The following is a 19,214-nucleotide window of genomic DNA, read 5'->3' as shown; positions in this document are numbered from 1 at the left end:
CGTTGGTGTCGCAAAGGCCACGCTGTCGGCCGTGACGTTCAGAGCGCCTGCCGAGGAAATGGTGCTCGCCCCGTCGACGAAGGCGCGCGTCGCGCCACCAATCTGCGCTTCGGCCACAGTGACCGAAACCGAAAGACCCGTCGAACCAGCCAGACCAAAGATATAGGGTTCGGCATAATGCTGGCTGTCCGCATCCACGGTCACCGCACCGGATGCGGTCAGGTTGGCGTTGCTGGCCTTGGCCTCGACCGTGTTGTCGATGGCCACGATCGAGCGACCACCTGCGGCGGCCACGCCGCCAATGGCGATAGCAGCAGCAACAACGTAGACTTCTGTGGTGATGTCATTTGTCAGATGGGTGCTGTCGGCATCAATCGTGATCGTACCGTTCTGTGCTTCGGCATCGCTGTCCTCGATCGAGGCGGACACATCAGACGTGATGCGGTTTTCGCCGATCCCTACACCGATGGCCGCGGCCCCGGTGGGTGCCCCTGCCACTGCAACGGAAATCAGTTCAACTTCAGATGTCAGATCATCGAGCGCCTTGACCTCGACCGACGTTGCCGCCGTTACGTCCGAGCCATCGCCGATCCGCGCCGTCACTTCTTGGGTCACCGTTGTGATACCCGACACACCTGCGCCCGCGACCGAGAAGCCGCCAAGAGCCACTGTAGCCGCGACCGAGAAGGCCCAAGGCTTATTTTCAAGATCGGACGTAGTGCGTGCATCCACGGTCACCATACCCGAGGTGGCAGTGACCTCACTTCCATCGATGACGGCACGCGTCACACCATTGAGACGCAGGTTCGAAACTGCAGCAGCAATCGACAGTGCGCCGCCGCCAAAACCCACGGCCAAAGAGACCGAGACCGCGCGTGCTACGGCAGTGGCAGTAATGTGATCTTCGGCCATGACCGAGACCGCGCTGCCCGAGACATTGGCATCCATGATCCGAGCTTCGACCGTCTGACCGATATCGCTGTTGACGACACCGGCGGCGATACCAAAGCTTGCAGCTCCGGAGCCCACCGACAGGGCGAAGGACAACCCGAAGGCGTCAGCCGCGACATTCGTGGTCGCATCGGCCAGCACGCTCACTGTACCGCTTGCATCAGCGTCGCTGCCATCGATCGCGGCCCGCACGGTACCGTCATAATCGTTATCGACTTCGGTCACCGTCACGGCCCCGCCACCGGCGAAACCCAAGGACGCACTGATTGCAATCGTCACACCAACAACGTCGGTATCAAGAACGCGACTGTCATCAGCATCAAGCAGGATTGCGCCTTGCTGCGCATCCACGTCAGAACCGTTCCGGATCGCCGCTTCGGTCAGGCTCGAAGAGTTGACCCGTGCGATCGCACCCACGCCGGCACCCGAAAGCGACACGCCAGTCGATGCGGTAATCGAGATCGCCGCCGCAGCAGCGTCCACATCCATCAGGCCAGTCGAAAGCGCGCGCAGTGTGATGTTGCCGCTCTCTGCCGTGACCATCGAATTGTCGATCAGGGCCTGCGTCGAAGTGCCATAATCAACCTCGGCCAGCGAGACCGAGATCGCGAGACTGACCGCACCACCTGCGGAAATACCCACCGCAGCAGAAACCGCCACCACCAGAGACTCCACCGTCGACTGGTCAGTTGCCTCGATTGACACTGCACCATCGGAATCCACGTCCGAGCCGTTTACGACCGAAGCTTCGACCGTGTTGTTCATCGTATTACGCGACACAGCACCAGTGCCCGCGCCCGAGAGCGAGAACCCACCCGAAGCCGAGACCGAGACCGCGGCCGCAATGGCCTCGGTGCTGATCGTGGCCGTGCTGTCCGCATCGACCGTGACCGTGCTGGCATCAACGTCCGAATTGTCGATGGACGCGATCGTGCTACCGGTCAGCACGTTTTCGGCCAACGTCACACTGATCGCGATGGCAATACCCGCCGCACCGCCAAGTCCGAGCGAGATTGAGGCCGAGACAAGCGTTGCGTCAATGGTCGAGTCGTCCAGCGCGTTCACAGTGACCGCGCCTCCGGCATCCACCGTCGAATCCTCAATCAGCGCGCTGGTGGAACTGCCCACAACATTGCGCGCCTCGACACCTGCGCCGGCACCGGAGACACCGACACCACCCGAAGCCGACAGCGCAAAGGCTGCCGCGACACCAACAACGTCAACCGTACCGGTGCTGCGCGCATCAACTGTCACCAGCCCGCCCGCATCAACAGTCGACCCGTCGATCTTGGCAGTGGCTCCACCCGTCAACACGTTCTCGGCCAGTGTCACGCTGACCGCAACCGAAACGGACACTCCACCCGAAAGCGACAAGGCCACAGAGGCCGAAACCAACGTCGCGTCGATCTGTGCGCTGTCGCGCGCATCGACCGTGACCGCACCGGTGGTGGTCACTTCGGATTCGCGAATACGCGCCTCGGTCTTACCCGAAATCTCGTTGCGCGCTTTGACGCCCGCGCCTGCACCCGAGATTGCAACGCCACCCGAGCCGCCACCCGAGAAGCCCACAGCCACGCCAATCGCATCAATCACCGTCGAATTTGTCGCGTCGATATCAACGCTTGGCGCCACAACAACGGTGCCGTCCGAACCGGACGCCTTGCCGATTCCGGCGATCACATCGCTGCCGATGGTATTTTCGGCCAAGGCCAGACCCACGGCGATGTTCAACGCAGCGCTCGAGCTGCCACCCACGCTGACCGCAACCGCAACCAGCTCGGCATCGATGGTCGAACTGTCAGATGCCGCAATGGTCACTGCGCCGCCCGCATTCACATCCGAGCCGTTTCTGATCGTGGCTTTGGTCGAATTCGTGGTGGTGTTCTTGGCTTCGACCGCTGCGACCGAAATGCCCACTGCAACACCGCCAGAGGCGGTAATCGACGCAGAAACCGCAGCCGAGGTTGCATCAACCGTATTCGCTGTTGTTGCGGTGACCGTAACGGCTCCATCCGCATCAACATCAGTGCCTCTGATGGTGGCGGCCGTATTCGACCCAATCACGTTTTCCGCCAGCGTCACGCTGACCGAAACACCCACACCAGCCGAACCACCAACCCCGATCGAGGCCGAAACAGATACGTTGGTCGCGGTAATGACAGAGGTGTCACTGGCTGTGACCGAAACGAAGTCACCTGAATCCACGCTGCTGCCTCCGGAGATCGAGGCCTCAAGCGTATTGCCCAGCTCGTTGCGTGCGATCACGCCGGTAACGGCCGCGGCAATGCCCGCCCCGCCAGAGCCGGCAATCGACAGAGACACAGCAACACCGGTCGAGGTGATCTGGTTCATGGCATCCGCACTGACCGTCACCCCACCCGTGTTCGTTGTCACGTCAGAGGACGAGATCGCCGCGCGATGGGTTCCGTTCAATACGTTTTCGGTCAACGTCACCGCCACGGCACCCGAGATCGCGGCAGTGCCCGAGAAGGCAAGCCCGACCGAGGCCGCCACGATGGTGGCGTCGATGGACGACGTGTCATCCGAGGTGACTGCAACACGGTCAGCCGCCGTCACAGTCGAACCGGTCACATCGGCAGCAACCACATTGGTCAGTACGTTGCGCGAGATCCGCGCCCGAGCCAGCACCGCTCAGCGCCAGCGTGCCCGACCCGCTCAGGCTGATCGAAGCTGCGACCGCAACCGCGTCGATATTGTTGGCACTATCGGCCCCAACGATCACATCGCTGCCCGCGCCATTGGCTGTAACGGTGGAATCCTCGATCCGCGCCAGGGTCTGCCCGCCCAGACGGTTCTCGGAAAGCGTGACCGCCACGGCAATGGAGCCCGCAACACTCGACGACACGCCGACAGAGATTGCCGCTGCAACTACGTCGGATTTGATATGGGCCCCATCAAGCGCATTGACGCTGACGGTACCGCCCGCTGTCACAGTACTGGGGTTGATGACCGCCTCGGACAGGCCGGTGATCTCGTTCTCTGCCGAAGCAAGACCCACCGCGCCCGAAAGGGCCACGCCGTTGGAGCTTGCGCCCACGCTGATCGCCACGGCCACGGTGGTCGCGTCGATCGTGCTGGAGGAGATGACGTCGATATCAACCGCACCGCCCGCTTCGACAACCGAGTTCTGGATGCCCGCACGGGTGGTCTGGGTGATCGTGTTGGTGGCAAATGTCAGCGCGCCTGCAAAGGCGAGGCTGAGTGCACCGGTGCCCGCGGCCACCGAGACCGAGGCTGCAACGCCCACGGCGTCAATGTCGCTGGTATTGTCGGCCAGAATTCTCAGGCCACCGCTGGTAAAGACGCCCTGCACATCGCCCGCATCAGCATCGCTGACCAGCGCTGTCACCGTACCACCAATTTCATTGATAAGCTGCGTGACGCCAATCGCGCCCGCAAGATTAAGCTGACCCGAGCCAGCCGTAATCGCAATCGAAGCAGAAACATTGACCGCGTCGATGTCCTTCTGCGACAGCGCACGCACCACAACCAAGCCACCCGCATCAAGACGGGAATCGTCGACCTTGGCCGAAACCGAGTTGTTGATCGTGTTCTGCGCCAGCGCCACGCCAACAGCGAGCGAAACGGCAAGATTGTTCGACCCGGCCGTGACCGAGGCAGCCGCCGAAACCACGGTGGCAGAGACCGCTGCGCTGTCATTGGCCCGGATCTCGGAACCCGCATTGCTGGTGCCCGTCGATCCGTTCAACAAGCCCGCTTCGACCGTGTTGTTGATCGTGTTGACCGCATTGGCACCTGCACCGGCACCGGCGAAGCCCACGGTTCCCGAGCCCGCAGACACCGCAACCGAAGCAGCAACCGCCACGGCCTCGATATCGCCGGACGAGGTCGCGAGCACGTCAAGACGCCCGCCTGCCCCGTTTGCTGCTGCCGTCGAATTGTCGACCACGGCCCGCGTGGTGTTGGCGACGGTATTCGTTGTCAGCGCCACTGCGATGGCGATCGAAACAGAAAGCTGCGACGAGCCAACCGCGACCGAAACCGCCGCGGCGACCCCGGTTGCCGTGATGGCCGAACTGTCGGTGGCCGCGATGCCAATGCCACCATTGGTGGCGGTGACATCGGAGTCGTTGATGATCCCTGCCTCGACCGTATTGCCGATCGAGTTGATCAGGTTGGTGCCCGCACCGGCACCTGCAAAGTTCACGTTGCCCGAGGAGGCCGAGACCGAAATCGAAGCAGACACCGCCACGACCGAGATATCACCCATCGAGGATGCCGTGATGTCGATGGCCCCACCCGTCACCGTCAGCGAGGATGCATCCACCAGCGCGCGAGTCGTGCTGCCGGTGGTGTTCTGCGCATAGGACGCCGCCAGCGCCACGGTGATCGTCACATTGCTGGACCCAGCACCGATGCTCGCTGCTGCTGCGGTGACCGAGCCGGAGATGGCGCCGGAATCCGTTGCCGTAATCTGGCCCGTGCCAGTGGCATCGACCGTTGAACCCTCGAAGATACCCGCCGTGACATCGCGGTTGATCTCATTGAGCGCAACCGCGCCCGCACCGTTGCCGGTAACCGAAAGCTGACCCGAGCCGGAGCCGAAGCCCACCGAGACCGCCACCGCGACAACCGAGATGTCGCCAGAGGCCTCGGCGCGCGCACGGAAGTCGCCGCCATTGGCATCCACGTCGCTGCCGCCCTCGACCACCGCGCGAGTGGTGTTGTCGATGTCATTGGTCGCGACCGCCGCGCCCATGTCGATGCTCACGCCATTGCCCGAGCCGCCGACCGATACGCCGAGGCTGGCGGTGACAATGGTGGTCGAGATCGCGCCGGTTTCCTCGGCATCAAGCGTGACCGCCCCGCCCGAGGTGACGGTCGCATCGTCGATGATCGCCTCATTGGTGTTGGAGATCTCGTTGAGACCCACGGCCGCCATCAGCGACACGCCCACATTTGTGCCCGAGCCCGAGCTGGTGTCGACGGCAAAGCCCGCCGATACCACATTCGACGTGATCGCCTTGGTCGAGCTCGCGTCGATATCCACGCTGCCGCCTGCCGTCGTATCGACGCCCAGGATGCCCGCGCGGGTGGTGTTGGAAATATCGTTCTTGGCAATCGAAGCCTGGATATCGACCCCGATATTGCTGCCCGAACCGGAGCCGACCGAGATATCGGCCGAGGCCGAAACCGCGTTGGCGTTGATCGTGCCGGTATCAGCTGCACTCAGCGTGACCCCGCCGGTCGCCTGGACGGACTCGTCCCCGGAATCGTCGCTGTCGACGATCTCGGCACGGGTGGTGTTGTTGATCTCGTTGACGGTCACCGCCACGATGGCGCCGACGTTGATCGACGTGCCCGAACCGCTGTTGGTCCCGATGCTCAGATCCGCAGCAAAGGCGGTGGCGTCGATGTCAGCATTTGACTGCGCATCAAGGGTGACCGCGCCACCGGCCACAACGTTGCTGTCCTGCAAGAGCGCCAGGGCCGAGTTGGAAATCTCGTTGATCGAGACCGCACCCCCAAGATCGACACCCACATTGGTGCCCGAGCCGCTGTCTACGGTGATGCTCAAGGCGGCATTCCCCGCCAGCGCCTCGATTGTGGAATTGTCGGCGGCTGTCGCGACGACATCGCCAAAGGCGTCAAGATCGGACCGATACGCACCCGCGCGGATCGTGTTGTTGATCAGGTTGCCATTGCCCGCACCCGATCCGTTGATCGCAACGGAATTGCCCGAACCCGAGCTTTGCGAGATCGACCCCGCAACAGCCAGTGCGAATGTGTCAATCGTGGCCGTGGATTCCGCCTCTGTCCGGATGTCACCGGTTGTGGCAGTCACGTCGCTGTCTTCGATGACCGCCTCGATTGTGCCCAGCACATCATTGGTGGCCGCCGCTGCGCCAACCGCGATATCAGCGTCGGTTCCGGAACCGCCACCGGTCGAAATCGTCAATGCGCCAGAGCCCGCATCCGAGGTGATGTCGCTGTTGTCGGTGGCCGTCACCGTGACTTCTGTCCCTGTGACGGTTGAATCGCCGATGCGCGCGATCACATCCTGGGTGATCTTGTTGCCCGAACCCGAGCTAAGCACCGCCGAAGGCAACACTGCTGTTGCTGCTTCCACCGCCGCCGCCGCCACCACCGCCGCCACCGCCACCGCCACCTGCGGAGACGCCAGCCGATCCGGCCACGGTCAGAATGTCGATCTTGGCATCGCTGACCGCCTCGGCAGAGACGCTGCCGCCAGCCACAACCGTGCTGTCATCAATCTCGGCAACAATACCCAGAGTGATGAAGTTGATACCAATCGAAGCGCCGACCGCTCCGGTGTCGTCACCGCCGGTCGAAATTGCAATCGCAACACCGCCGGCATCGCCGGTGATGTCACTGGAATCCTTCGCCGACAGGGTAACGTCTCCGTCGGTGTTGACCGTGCTGCCCGCACCGATGGTGGCACGCACCGAATTGTCCACGGTATTGCCAACGGCTGATCCGGCCCCGGCAAAGGAGAACGAACTGTTCGAGCTTTGACCGCCGCCGCCACCTGGACCCATACCGGAATTGCCCGAACCCGTGCCGCCCGAGCCGGTCGACGAGGAGGACGCGCCGGTATCGCTACCGGTCGAGATCGTACCGGACACGGCGATTGCCACCGCGTCGATTTCTGTCTTGGAATCCGCATCCAGCGTCACACCGCCGCCCGCGGTGTTGATGGTGTTTTCACCAAGGGCCTCGGCATGGGCCTGATTGGACACGATCGCCACGCCAACCGCGCCGGCAACCGCACCGGAATCGCCTGACAAGGCCAGACCGCCGATGATCGACTGAATGTTGGTTTCATCCGAGGAACGCAGCAGGGCACCCTGCCCCGCATTGGCGCCGGTGTTGTCGGCATTGACCGTCGCGCGGTTGCCCAGCGTCGCTTTGGTGCGGCCTTGCACCACGCCGACCACAACCGACAGCGCCACGCCGGTACCATCAAGCGCGCCTGAGCCGCCGATCGCCAGCAGGAAATGATCCTCGAAAGAGGTGGATCCGATGGCCAAACCGCGGACGGACTCCGTCCCTTGATTGCCGTCGCCATCAAAGACGCCATTGTTCACATCAACCGCGGCACTGTTGCCCAAAGCAGTGACAACCGCATCGTCTCCGATAAAGGCAATCGTGTCGTCAAGGTCGACCAACACGGTGACCGCGACGCCAATGCTGTCCGCTGAGAGCGACACTGCCAGCGCACCGGCGCTGGCCTCGGTGATGGTCTTGCTATCGGCCGTGACAACCACGGAACCGCCCGCATCCAGCACCACATTGCCATCAGCCGCGTCGGCGATGTCTCCGTCATGACCGGCATAAGCCAGCGTTTCGGTGTCAAAGACCAGCACAACCACACTGCCGCCAACGGCCGTGGAATCGCCAATGCCGACATTGATCGACAAGGTAAACAGGTCCTCAACCGCATTCGCACGGATCGCAATGGTACCGCCCGCTTCAAGCGTCGTGTTGTTGCCCCCGGTCGCAGCCGAGATCACCGCAGCTTCGGTGGTCTTGGTCAGCACGGTGACATCCAGCCCCGCACCGATGCCCTTGCCGCTCAGCGAGGCACCCACCGCACCAACGACGTTGATAATCTCCGAGATGTCTTCGGCCAGGACGGAAATGTCCCCTGCCGCGGCAACCTGAGATCCCTGACCGATGATCGCACGGGTGATCGGGGTGATCACGTTGATCGCCGCCGATCCGGCACCGCCATCACCGCCCGAACCGGACCCACCAGACCCTGCATTGATGCCCGCACCAATGATCATGTTGGTGACCGGCTTGTCGAAAATATCCAGTTCGATCTGATCACCGACAATCGGGATCTCGAAATCGATCGGGTTGAGCGAAGCCTCGGCCGAGACAGTGACACTGCCCGCTGTCGCGTTGATGCCGGTATTCTCGCCAACCAGTGCCTCGGTCGTGGCATCCACGATGTTGACGCCCACGGCAGCACCCACAGAGGTGCTGCTGCCGCTGCCACTGGATTTGACGAAGGACGCACCGCCTGTAAGGTTCTGCAGGCCAACATCCTGGCGTGCCTTGACCTCGATATCGTTTGCGTGCGCGTCGACGGTTGCGTCCGAAGCAATTTCCGCCTTGGTGTCCGAAACGACCACATTGACGCCTGCTGCACCGGCAACCGAGGTTGTGGAGCTACCACCACCACCGCCGCCGCCGCCGCCGCCGCCGCCGCCGCCGCCGCCGCCGCCGCCGGAAGAGTTCTGCGTCGAGCCCGCCCCGGCAAGTGCCAGGGTCTTGAATTCATTCACTTCACCTTCGGTGGTACCGGCTTCGACTGTAACCGAACCACCTTCGGTGCCTCCGTTGCCCAAATAGGCGGTGGTTTCCATCACGCCCACGTTGACCGACACGGCCGCACTGACCGTGGTGCCACCGGATTTAGACATCGCCAGCCCGGTGGACTGGGTATCGGCATCGGCGTCACTGATCGCGGCAACACGCACATCGCCATCGGCAATCACTGTGCGACCGTCGGCAATCGTGGCCGAAACCTCAGGGGTGAACACCGTGGCACCGATGGCCGCCGCCACCTGCACACTGCCGCCCTGGGTTTGCTGGGTGGAGTTCTGGGTGTTGTTGCCACCACCCGGGTTCGAGGTCTGGTTCTGCGAGGTTGTGTTGGCGCTTTGCACCTGCGTCGCAGGCTGCGGATCCGACAGGCTGCTGTTCGAGCGCGTGTCGACAAAGCTGCTTTCCTGCTGCGTACGCTGGTTCGCGGATTGACCACCGTTGGATTGCTTCTTGGCACCTTCGGCACTGCCGGTCACCAGCGTGGTCGCATCGATGTTGCCGCTGGCCGTGACGGCCACGTCACCGGCCACCGCGTCACCGGTCGAAACATCCCGATCCAACAGGGCAGACGTGTCGTCTTCGGCCCAGCTGAGCGCGATGGCAATGCCCACACCGGTCTTGCCGCCCTTGGTGTCGGCATCCGCTTCGGTCTGCAGGCGCAGCGTGCTGTCCGCAGACACCGTCAGGTTGCCATCAACATCCAGAACATTGTCGCTGGTCGCAACTGTGGCGTCGGTGCTGTTTTCCGCAACCGACAGACCCACGGCCCCGCCAACGCCAGTGCCGCTGGCGGCAACGGTGGCCCCGGCCTGCGCCAGGGTCAGCATCACGTGATCACCCTTGGCCGCGATCTCCAGATCCTCGGCCCCGTCTACCGTGGCCCCTGCGGCCAGGGTTGCGTCAGTATCATGCCCGGCAATGCCCAGGGCAAAGGAAATACCGATGCCCGTGCTGGTGCCCGTGGTTGCAATGGATGGTGTCGCGCGGGTCAGAACCAGCGTATCGGCCTCGCCTTTGATCGAGGATGCGCCGGTGCCGTCCACGGTTACTTCGGCGGTTTCGCCAAACTTACCCTCGGTCGTGCCGCGGGCGATGTTGATCGCCACCGATCCGGCCACGCCGGTCTTGCCGCCGCCCGCGCCCGATTTGGCGCTCGTGATCACGCTGTGGCTGGCATTGGTCAGCGTATGCGTGTCGTCAGAGGCCGCACTGGTCAGTTCGATCCCCTCGCCCTTGACCGCCTCTTCATAGGTTTCGGCCAGTTTCAGGACATCATCTTCAAGGAACACAAAGTAGGGATCGCCATCGGTCAGCCCGCCAATCGCGGCCCCATCGGTGGCATAAACAACCTTGTCACCCGTCACCAATCCATAGGGTGTATCGAAATCCACCTCGAAGCGGCTCTCGTCCGGATCGAACTCGACCGGATCCTCACCGCTCACGGTCAGGGTATGCGCATCACCCGATCCCTGGCCCGTCAGGTCAATTGGATCCCCACCGTCCGTGTCGGACAGTTTGATCAGACCATCTTCGTTGGAGACGACAAAGTAGTTGTTGGTGTTGGTCAGCCCCTCGACGTCGCTGCCACCGCCATTCGAATAGGCAACCTCGTCACCCACTTCGAGGTCCGCATCGCCGACAAAAATCGTGTTTTCTTCGACATCCACCACCTGGCGCTCGGTCACTTCGAACTCAAGCGCGCGCTCGGCCATAACCGCGTCGGCGCTGACACCGTCGCCGCTGACCACGGCGTTGTCGATGGTCGCCAGGTTGTCCACATCCGAGACATTGACCGCCACGGCGGCCCCCACCGTGGTACCGGTGGTTTCATTGGTGGCCGAGCCACTTGCAACCGCACCGGCATCGGCATTGGCCGCGGATTTCGCAGCCACTGCGCCATCCGCATCCACTTGGGCCGGATCGCCATCAGCACCTTCGATCAGGGCCTGCACACTCAGGGTCGAGACATTGACCGCGATCGAAGCCGCAACGCTGACCGCACCGCCGCCATTGTTCTGGTTCGACGAGGTATCGGTGTTGGGCGAGGAGGCATTGGTACCACCGCGCGTGTTGGCGGTGCCAACCTGCTGATCGGTGGTCTGTTGCGTGGTCGGACCATCGGTGGTGCCGTCCTCGTTTTCACCTTTGCTGCCCGTCGCGCTGGAGGTCGCATCTGCACGCGATGACGCGATACCGGTGGCCGATACATCGACCCCGCCCGTTGCCGTCACCTCGCCTGCGATCATGGCCAGGACCACATCTTCGCTGACGGTTACGCCAACGCTGACACCCACGGCAGCATTGGTGCCATCGGCGCTGCCTTCGCCGTCACTGGAGCTGTCGGCCACAAGTTTGGCCGTAACCGCCACATCGCCGGTCGCCCCTACGGAAGCGTCGCTGTCGATGGCGGCGCGCACGTTGTTCTGTACGGCGGTGATCGACACCACCGGTGTGATCGCGTTGCCACCTTCGGCGCCGCCCACGGCCTTGCTGATCGCCTTGTGCGATCCATCCGCGCTGACAGTCGTATTGCCAGCCCCGGTCAGGGCGGCGTCATCAGTAATCTCGGCCGTTGCGGACATATCCGCGATATTGAGGGCAAAGGACGCGCCGATACCCAGCGTATTGCCGGACTGTTCGGTATTGGTCTCACCACCATTGCCGCTGCCCTGCTGAGGCTGCTGGTTCTCTTCGGCTTCCTCTTCGGCTTCGGTTTTTTCCTGCGCCGCTGATGCGATGGCATCGCTTTCCATCGCATTGGCCGCCGCAACGGTCACCGCACCGGCATCGTCACCGGTATAGGTCACACCGCTGCCGACCCGCGCGGTCGCGTCCACGGCGGACAGATTCAGGGCAAAGGAGCCCGCAACGCCCAACCCGCTGCCGGACGCGCCAGAGGTGGCGCCCGCCTCGGAACGGCTCTTGCCGTCGCCGCCATCTTCGTAGTTCAGCGCCTGAACGCTGAGCCCGCCACCGGTGATGGTCGCGTTGTCCAGATCGGCGGTCACATTGGCGTCGGCCTTGACGATCGCAACACCTGCCCCGATCGAGCCGCCGTCACCCATTGCAGCCGACCCATCGGCGCGCGCCTTGCCATCTGCATTGCCGCGAGCGGTCATGCCTACGGCGCCACCTGCGGTGATCACCAAACCATCGGCAATCACGGCCGTGGCATCAAAGCTGCCCAGGTCGATTGCAATCGCCGCCGCAACGGTGATCGCGCCGCCATTGTCACCCTCACCCGTCGAGGCATCCGGTGTCGTGTTCTGATCGCTGCCGGTGCCGGAGCTCCGGCGGTCGCCCGCCTGGGTATTGGCGTTGGTCAGTTGCGCCTGGTTGGTGTCGTTTACATCTGGATCATCCGACGGATCCTCGTCTTCACCTTCCGCGCCGGTGGCTGAGGCTTCGGCCTCGGTTCGGGTCGCGGCAAAGCCCTGTGCCAGCAAGGTCACCCCGCCGCCCGCATCCACGTTGCGCAGCAGCGTCGCGGTCACATCATCCTCGGCAACAGTCAACCCAAAGGCGATCCCAACGGCCGCACTGGTCCCAGTGGTATCGCCCTTGGCGACCGTCACGGTTTCCGCCTCATGCGTGGCCGAGATGGTCAGGTCACCGCCCAGGGTCAGCTGACCGCCGGTACCAACAACCGCTTCGGTCAGGTTGCGGGTGATCGACAAGGCCACGACCGGAGCAATCGCCGTGCCACCCTCGGCGCCACCTTCGACATCGGTTCGTGCGTCGTAAGTGCCTTTGGCAGTTACGGAAATATCATCTGCATCCGTGATTGTCGCGCCATCTGCAATCGCCGCGCGGGTCGCGTGATCGGTGATGGTCAGACCAAAGCTGGCGCCAATACCAAAGGCGCCATCTTCTTCAGAACTCTGGCCCGCTGCGGCCTTTGCGGCGGCAAAACTGGCCGCCTCGGCAGACACGGCAACATCGCCGTCATTGATCATCGTGACAGAGGCCGCACCGTCGATTTCAGCCAAGGCACGAGTCTCGCCCAGGTTGATTGCAACCGAACCCGCGATGCCAGTGTTGCCACCGCCTGCGCCGGATGTGGCATCTGCCGCTGAACGGTGGATGGATTCCGTGACAGTGTGCTCTTCGTCGGTGCCGGTGCCAGTGATCTCGATCGCATCGCCCGACATCGCATCGTCGCGGCTTTCGGCCAGCGCAAAGCCGCCCTCACCATCGGTAATCGCGAAATAGGTGGTGCCGTCTTCCAGCCCGCCGATATCATCACCGGCGCCACTGGTATAGGTCAGCGCATCACCGGTGCGGAAGTCATCGGCATCATCCGAGGCCAGGTTGAACAGGTCCTTGTCCGGGTCAAAGGTCACCGCTTCGCTGTCCGGCTCGATCGAGGTCAGCGAATGTTCGTCACCGGCAGGCTGATCACCCAATTCGATGGCCTCGCCATCAGCGGCCTTTGTGGCGTCTTCGGCCAGCTGAACCTTGCCATCTTCGCCCTTGATGATGAAGTAATTCACACCATCCGTCAGCCCGTCGATCGCGGTGCCACCGGTGCCTTGGGCATAGGTGACTTCATCCCCGGTCGAGAACCCGTGGTCCTCGTCCAGCTGGATGGTGTTTTCATCCGTATCAACCACCTGCCGGGTTTCGACAGAGATACCCGCGCTGCGTTCGGTCATGCCCGCCTCGACGGTCAGACCCTCGCCAGTAATGGTTCCGGCATTGGTCAGCGCAATAACGTCCACATCAGAAACGTTGAGGCCAACAGCCGCCCCGATCCCGGTGGAACCCGCATCGACCGCTTCGCCTGTGGCCGCGGCCCAACCATCGGCATTGGCCTTGGCGCGCAGCACCACGGCACCACCTGCGGCCACGGTCACCGCGCCCACCAGTTCGGCGCGGAAGAGCGCATCATTCAGATTGATCGCAACCGCCGCCGCAACAGACAGCGATCCGCCGCTGTCGCCTTCGCCGGTCGATGCCTCGGGGGTCTCGGTTTCACCCGAGCCCTCGCCCGAGCTGCGTCGATCCGCTGCTTGGGTGTTGGCATTGCCCAACTGGCGTTCGTTTTCAGCATCCACCGCACCTTCGTCGGTGTCAGGCTCGTCATCGCCCGCCGCACCCGCAGCCGAGGCTCCCGAGGTCGTCTTGCTGACAGCCGAGCCCGTGGCTTCCAGCGTCACGCCGCCACCTGCGGTCACATCGCGTTCCAGCAGAGCGCTGGCCTGATCGTCGACCACGCCCAGACCGAGGGCCAGACCCACGGCCGCGCTGGCACCCTTGGTGTCGCCCGAGGCCGCCGTCACGGTGTTGGCATCATGGCTTGCCGTGATTTCCAGATCGCCCGTCAGGGTCAGGGCATCACCCGCCTCGACAATGGCTTCGGTGACATTGCGCACCACACTGATGGACACGACCGGAGAAACGGCCGTGCCGCCTTCGGCACCGCCTTCGGTAACGGTTTCAGTGTCATAGCTGCCGGTCGCCGACACGGTCAGGTCTGCACCACCGGTGATGGCTGCGGTCCCGGACACCCGCGCTTGGGTCACGTGATCGGTCACACTGAGGGCAAAGCTGGCACCCACGCCGGTGGCACCGTCATCTTCGGAGCTTTGGGCCGCCTTGGCAGTGGTTGCAGTCAGATTATGGGACTCTGCCGACACCAGGATCGGGTCCACATCCGTGTCGCCATCGGTGCCATCGGCCAGCGCTAGGCTGACCCCGTCGCTAAGCTCGGCGCGGGCTTCGGTTTCGGCCACGTTGATGCCGACCGAACCGGCAATGCCCAGACCGCCGCCCGAGGCGCCGGAAGTGGCATCGGCTGCGGCACGGTGGACGGATTCCGACAATGAGTGGTCATCACCCGTACCGGCCGAGGTGATCTCGATTGCATTGCCCTCTTCGGCATCAGCGGCGCTTTCGGCCAGCTGAATGCCACCTTCGCCGTCGGCAATGACATAATAGGTTGTGCCGTCTTCCAGCCCGCCGATATCATCGCCGCCGCCATTGGAATAGGTCACCTCATCCCCGGTGCGCAGGGCCAGACCGTCACCGTCGAGCGCAAAAAGATCACCATCGGGATCAAAGGTGATGTCGTCCTCGCCCGCACGTTCCAGCGCGTGGCCGGTGCCCGCGCCGGTGCTGGTCAGATCAACCGCTGTGCCATCCGTGGCGTCCTGCGCCGATGCGGCCAGCTTGATACGACCATCTTCGCCCTCGATGACAAAATAATTGCCCGCGGCCAGATTGCCAATTTCAGTGCCGCCATTGGCATTATACGTGACCGCGTCACCGGTGCTGAGCCCGTGATCGTCGCCCAGGAAGATCGAGTCATCCTCGGTATCGACGACTTTGCTTTCCTCGACCGACAGGCCGGTCTGGGCCTCGGTCATACCCGCCAGAACGGTCACACCGTCAGCGTTGATCGTGGTGTCGTTGGTGCGGGCCAGAATATCAGGCGTACTGACATTCACCGCCACCGCGGCACCAACTGTGCCGGACGATCCATTGGCCGCCTCGCCGGTGGCTTCGGCAAAGGAATCCTGATTGCCGCGTGCACGCAGTTCAACCGCCTCAGAGGCGGTGACCGTCACACCGTCGGCCAGTTCTGCCAGGACCTGAGTGCTGTGAATATTGATGGCAATGGCAGCCGCCACCGCCAGCGAGCCATCCCCGGTCGAGGCATCGGGGGCCTCGGTTTCCGATGCGGATTCACCGGTGCGGTCCGCCGCCTGTCCGGTGGCAAAATCCTGCTGTTCCTGGTTGCCGTCATCGACGTCACCCTCGGACCCTGAATCGCTCGCCCCTGCCGCCGAGGCAGCTGCAAAACTGCGCGTGCGCATGGCCCCGCTTGCCGCCAGTCCAACAGCCCCTGCCGTCGCCGTGGCATCGCGCAACAGACGCGCGGTCGAGGTTTCTTCGGACAGAGTCAGGGCAAAGGAAATACCCACGGCGGTGCTGCCGCCCTCGGCATCGCCAACCGCACGGCTGGTGGTGTTTCCGCTATGAGTTGCTACTGCATCCAGCGAGCCGAATGTCAGGGCATCCCCGGTCCCAACAAAGACCGAAGTGTCGTTGAAATTCAATGTGGTTGCCGCAACCGCAGCCGCCACGGTGCCACCGCCTGCAGCCGCGCCCTTGGCCAGTGTGTCGGCGGCATGGGTGCCGGTGGCCGCAAGGCTGATGGCCCCTGCCCCGGTCACGACCGCATCATCGGCGATCCCGGCACTTGTGTCCTGATCCAGAATGGTCAGCGCCACCGAGGCACCAATGCCAAGACTTTCACCCGTGGCCCCATCCTCGTCCGGGACAGCATGGGTTTTCACTGCCGTCGCCGCCAGTGCCGTCACGCTCAGGTCGGATCCATTGAGCGCCAGCCCAGCCCCGTCGCCATTGGCAACAAGCGCCTCGACCGTGTTCATCACCACATGAATGGCCAACGATCCGGCAATCCCGGTCTGTGCCCCACCACCGGCGCCGGAAACGGCCTCGATGGCAAAGGTTGCATCCGCATCCATTTCGGCGCGCACGGTGATGCCATTGGCGGCCGTCAGGCTGCCCTGATCCATGATCGAGGCCCGGTTGACCGTATCGACCACGCCGACAACCACGGCCACGCCCACGCCAGTGGAACCCGAACCGGTGTTCGAGCCGTTGGCCTGTGCCGTCACGCTGTCGGTCGACATCGAGGTCAGCATCAGCGCGCCATCGGTTTCCAAAGCACCGCTGGTGTCGATGATCGCCTGCGTCGAGGGCCGATAATCCGAGACCACGACTGCACCGGCAAAGCTTACGCCGCCATCCGAGGTCTGGGCCTGATCGGAATCATCGCCGTCCTGGTTTGGGTCTTCCAGACGTTCCTGGCTCTGGCTGCTGCCATCGCCTTCCTGCGAGCCACCTGCGGTCGAGGTGGCAATGGTTTCCACCTCGGCGGTCAGGGTCGCTGCAGCCGTGATGCTGTCGGTCGCATCGCCGCCATTGGCCCCGATCGAGGTGCTGCCGCTGATTTCGACATCGGTATCGGCAGAAATTTCGGTCACGGCCAGAGTCGCACCCACGGCGCTGCCCTCGGCCCCGCCATCGGCAGTGGATTTGATATCCAGGTTGGTGGTGGCATTCAGCGCCACATCGCCGCCCGAGAAAATCGCGGTCGCACCTGTGGCGGTGACATCGCTTTCAGACACCACGACAACCACCGACACAGCTGCATCGGCAGTGGCATCTGTGGTGTCATCGGTATCGGCCTCATCCTCGAAGGCCGCGGTCACATTAACCGTTGCATCTGCCGCAACCGAAGCCGCAGTCAGCGAAGTGCCGTCCAGAAGGATGTTGGCCTTGGGCAGAAGGGTCAGGACCGTGGCATCAACCACGCCGCCCAGTGAACTGGCCATCGTATTTATGGTCGCCGTGGCGGTGGCATCCATATCCACTGCACCGCTGGCAGTGATGTTGGCGCCGGTCAGATCAATACTGGCTTCGGGCAAGGCCACAAAGAGGCCATCAAACAAGCCACCCAATTCGCCATTTGGCACAACGATACCATCGTCTTCGGCCAGAGCATTGAACGTGAGGTCTTCGGTCGCGAGCGTACCGCTGACAGTGATGGTCTCGGCGTTGACCTCCAGGTTGCCGGTGGTCACATCGCCGGTGAATTCAACGGTGTCCTCGCCATCCTCGCCATTGATGGTCAGGGTTACACCACTCAGATCAATGGCGTTGCCGGTGCCATCCACGGTCAGGATATCGCGCGACAGGAAGGGGATTTCCTGGCCTGACAGCTCTTCAACGCTGGTGCCCATGTTGATGGTCAAGCTGGTCGCAGGCTTGGCAAAGGTGACGGACTCGAAGGTCATCAGCGCCCCGGCCGTGGTGCCCACGGTCAGCATCCCGCCGCCATCCTGACTCAGGGTGGCAGTGTCGGAATCGCTGGACAGATCAATGACCCGATTGGTCACATCGGTGTTGTCGACAATGGGCTCGAGCCCGGAATATTCGATGATATTCGCGTCACGGGCCACTGTGCCGGAGTGCTCGTTGAAAGCGACATAGGTAATGCTGTCAAACGTGCCGCCGGTGAATTCCATCACGTCATAGCCGCCATCGCCGCCATCGGCGACACCGTCCAGACCACCCTCGGCAGCGACGAGGAAAATATCCTCGTTGTCAGCTGCCCCAACCAGGTTCTCAACCGCGACAAAGGCGACGCCTGCTGCATCGCCTTCATTCTCGCCCGTGATGTTCCATGTGGTGTCGTCCGGTGGCCCGGTCAGCGTGTCACTGCCCGCCCCGCCTTGCACCACGACCTTGCCCAGCAGGGTCTGGTCCATACTGTCGTTGGCAATCGTGTCATCGCCGTCACCAGCGTCGATCACAAGCTCGGTGCCGGGTGTGTCGAACGTGTAGTCCAGAAGCGCACCACCGGTGGAGATCCGCGACACGCCATCCGAAGTACTGCCCGTGTCCTGCAGCCTGAGGGTGTTGCCCGCGCCGCTGCGATCGGCAAAGACGCGTGTAGCAGCCTCGGTCCGGTCCTCGACAGCTTCGGTGCCGGAGAGTTGCACCTGGATACTATCGGATCCGTCTTCGAGCAGAACATCGCCGCTGCCTGCACCATCGGCGTTGATCACGACGCTGTCGACACCACCGCCGGTCAGAACCAGGGTATCGTTGCCGTCGCCACCTTCGAACTGGATTTCAAGGGGGAATACGTAATCGTCGCTGAAATCGAGCTCCAGAAGGTCATCGCCGGAGGTCCCGTTCACACGCACATATTCAAGCTGCTGCACCAGCCGATGTCCAATCTGTGTCCCGGTGGTGCGGTCAAACAGTTGGACGGATTCAGTCAGGCGATCATATTTGAGGGAAAGGTCATCGCCATCAAGCTGCATATCGACGAGGAACGGCATGGCGTCCGCCGACAAAAGGTACCGCGGTTCCAGGGCTTCGAT

The 19,214-nt window shown here is 63.0% G+C and carries 3 protein-coding genes (1 of these 3 only partly in view); all 3 read right to left on the bottom strand.

The genetic code is table 11. The features are described 5' to 3' along the window. Tightly spaced (each overlapping or abutting the next), the 3 genes in view from ACZ1HE_RS23315 to ACZ1HE_RS23305 form a layout consistent with a single transcriptional unit that may run on beyond the window. Positions 1-3,600, bottom strand: the 5' portion of a protein-coding gene (locus ACZ1HE_RS23315; protein WP_472625087.1) for a beta strand repeat-containing protein. The gene continues 1,977 nt to the left of window position 1, outside the view; the window shows 3,600 of its 5,577 coding nt (coding positions 1-3,600); it begins with the start codon at positions 3,598-3,600; its stop codon lies beyond the left edge, outside the window. Then, positions 3,515-7,102: a beta strand repeat-containing protein gene (locus ACZ1HE_RS23310; RefSeq protein ID WP_472625085.1), complete on the bottom strand. Its 3,588-nt coding sequence runs from the start codon at positions 7,100-7,102 to the stop codon at positions 3,515-3,517. Before ACZ1HE_RS23310 ends, ACZ1HE_RS23315 begins: the two co-directional genes overlap by 86 nt. Beyond that, entirely contained in the window at positions 7,023-19,214 is a 12,192-nt protein-coding gene (locus ACZ1HE_RS23305) for an LEPR-XLL domain-containing protein (RefSeq protein ID WP_472625195.1), read from the bottom strand. The genes ACZ1HE_RS23310 and ACZ1HE_RS23305 overlap by 80 nt, the downstream gene beginning before the upstream one ends.

This window comes from Falsiruegeria sp. JB4-1, assembly GCF_055693495.1.
The sequence above is the reverse complement of the archived record's forward strand: the minus strand, read 5'-3'. Positions and strand labels throughout refer to the sequence as shown.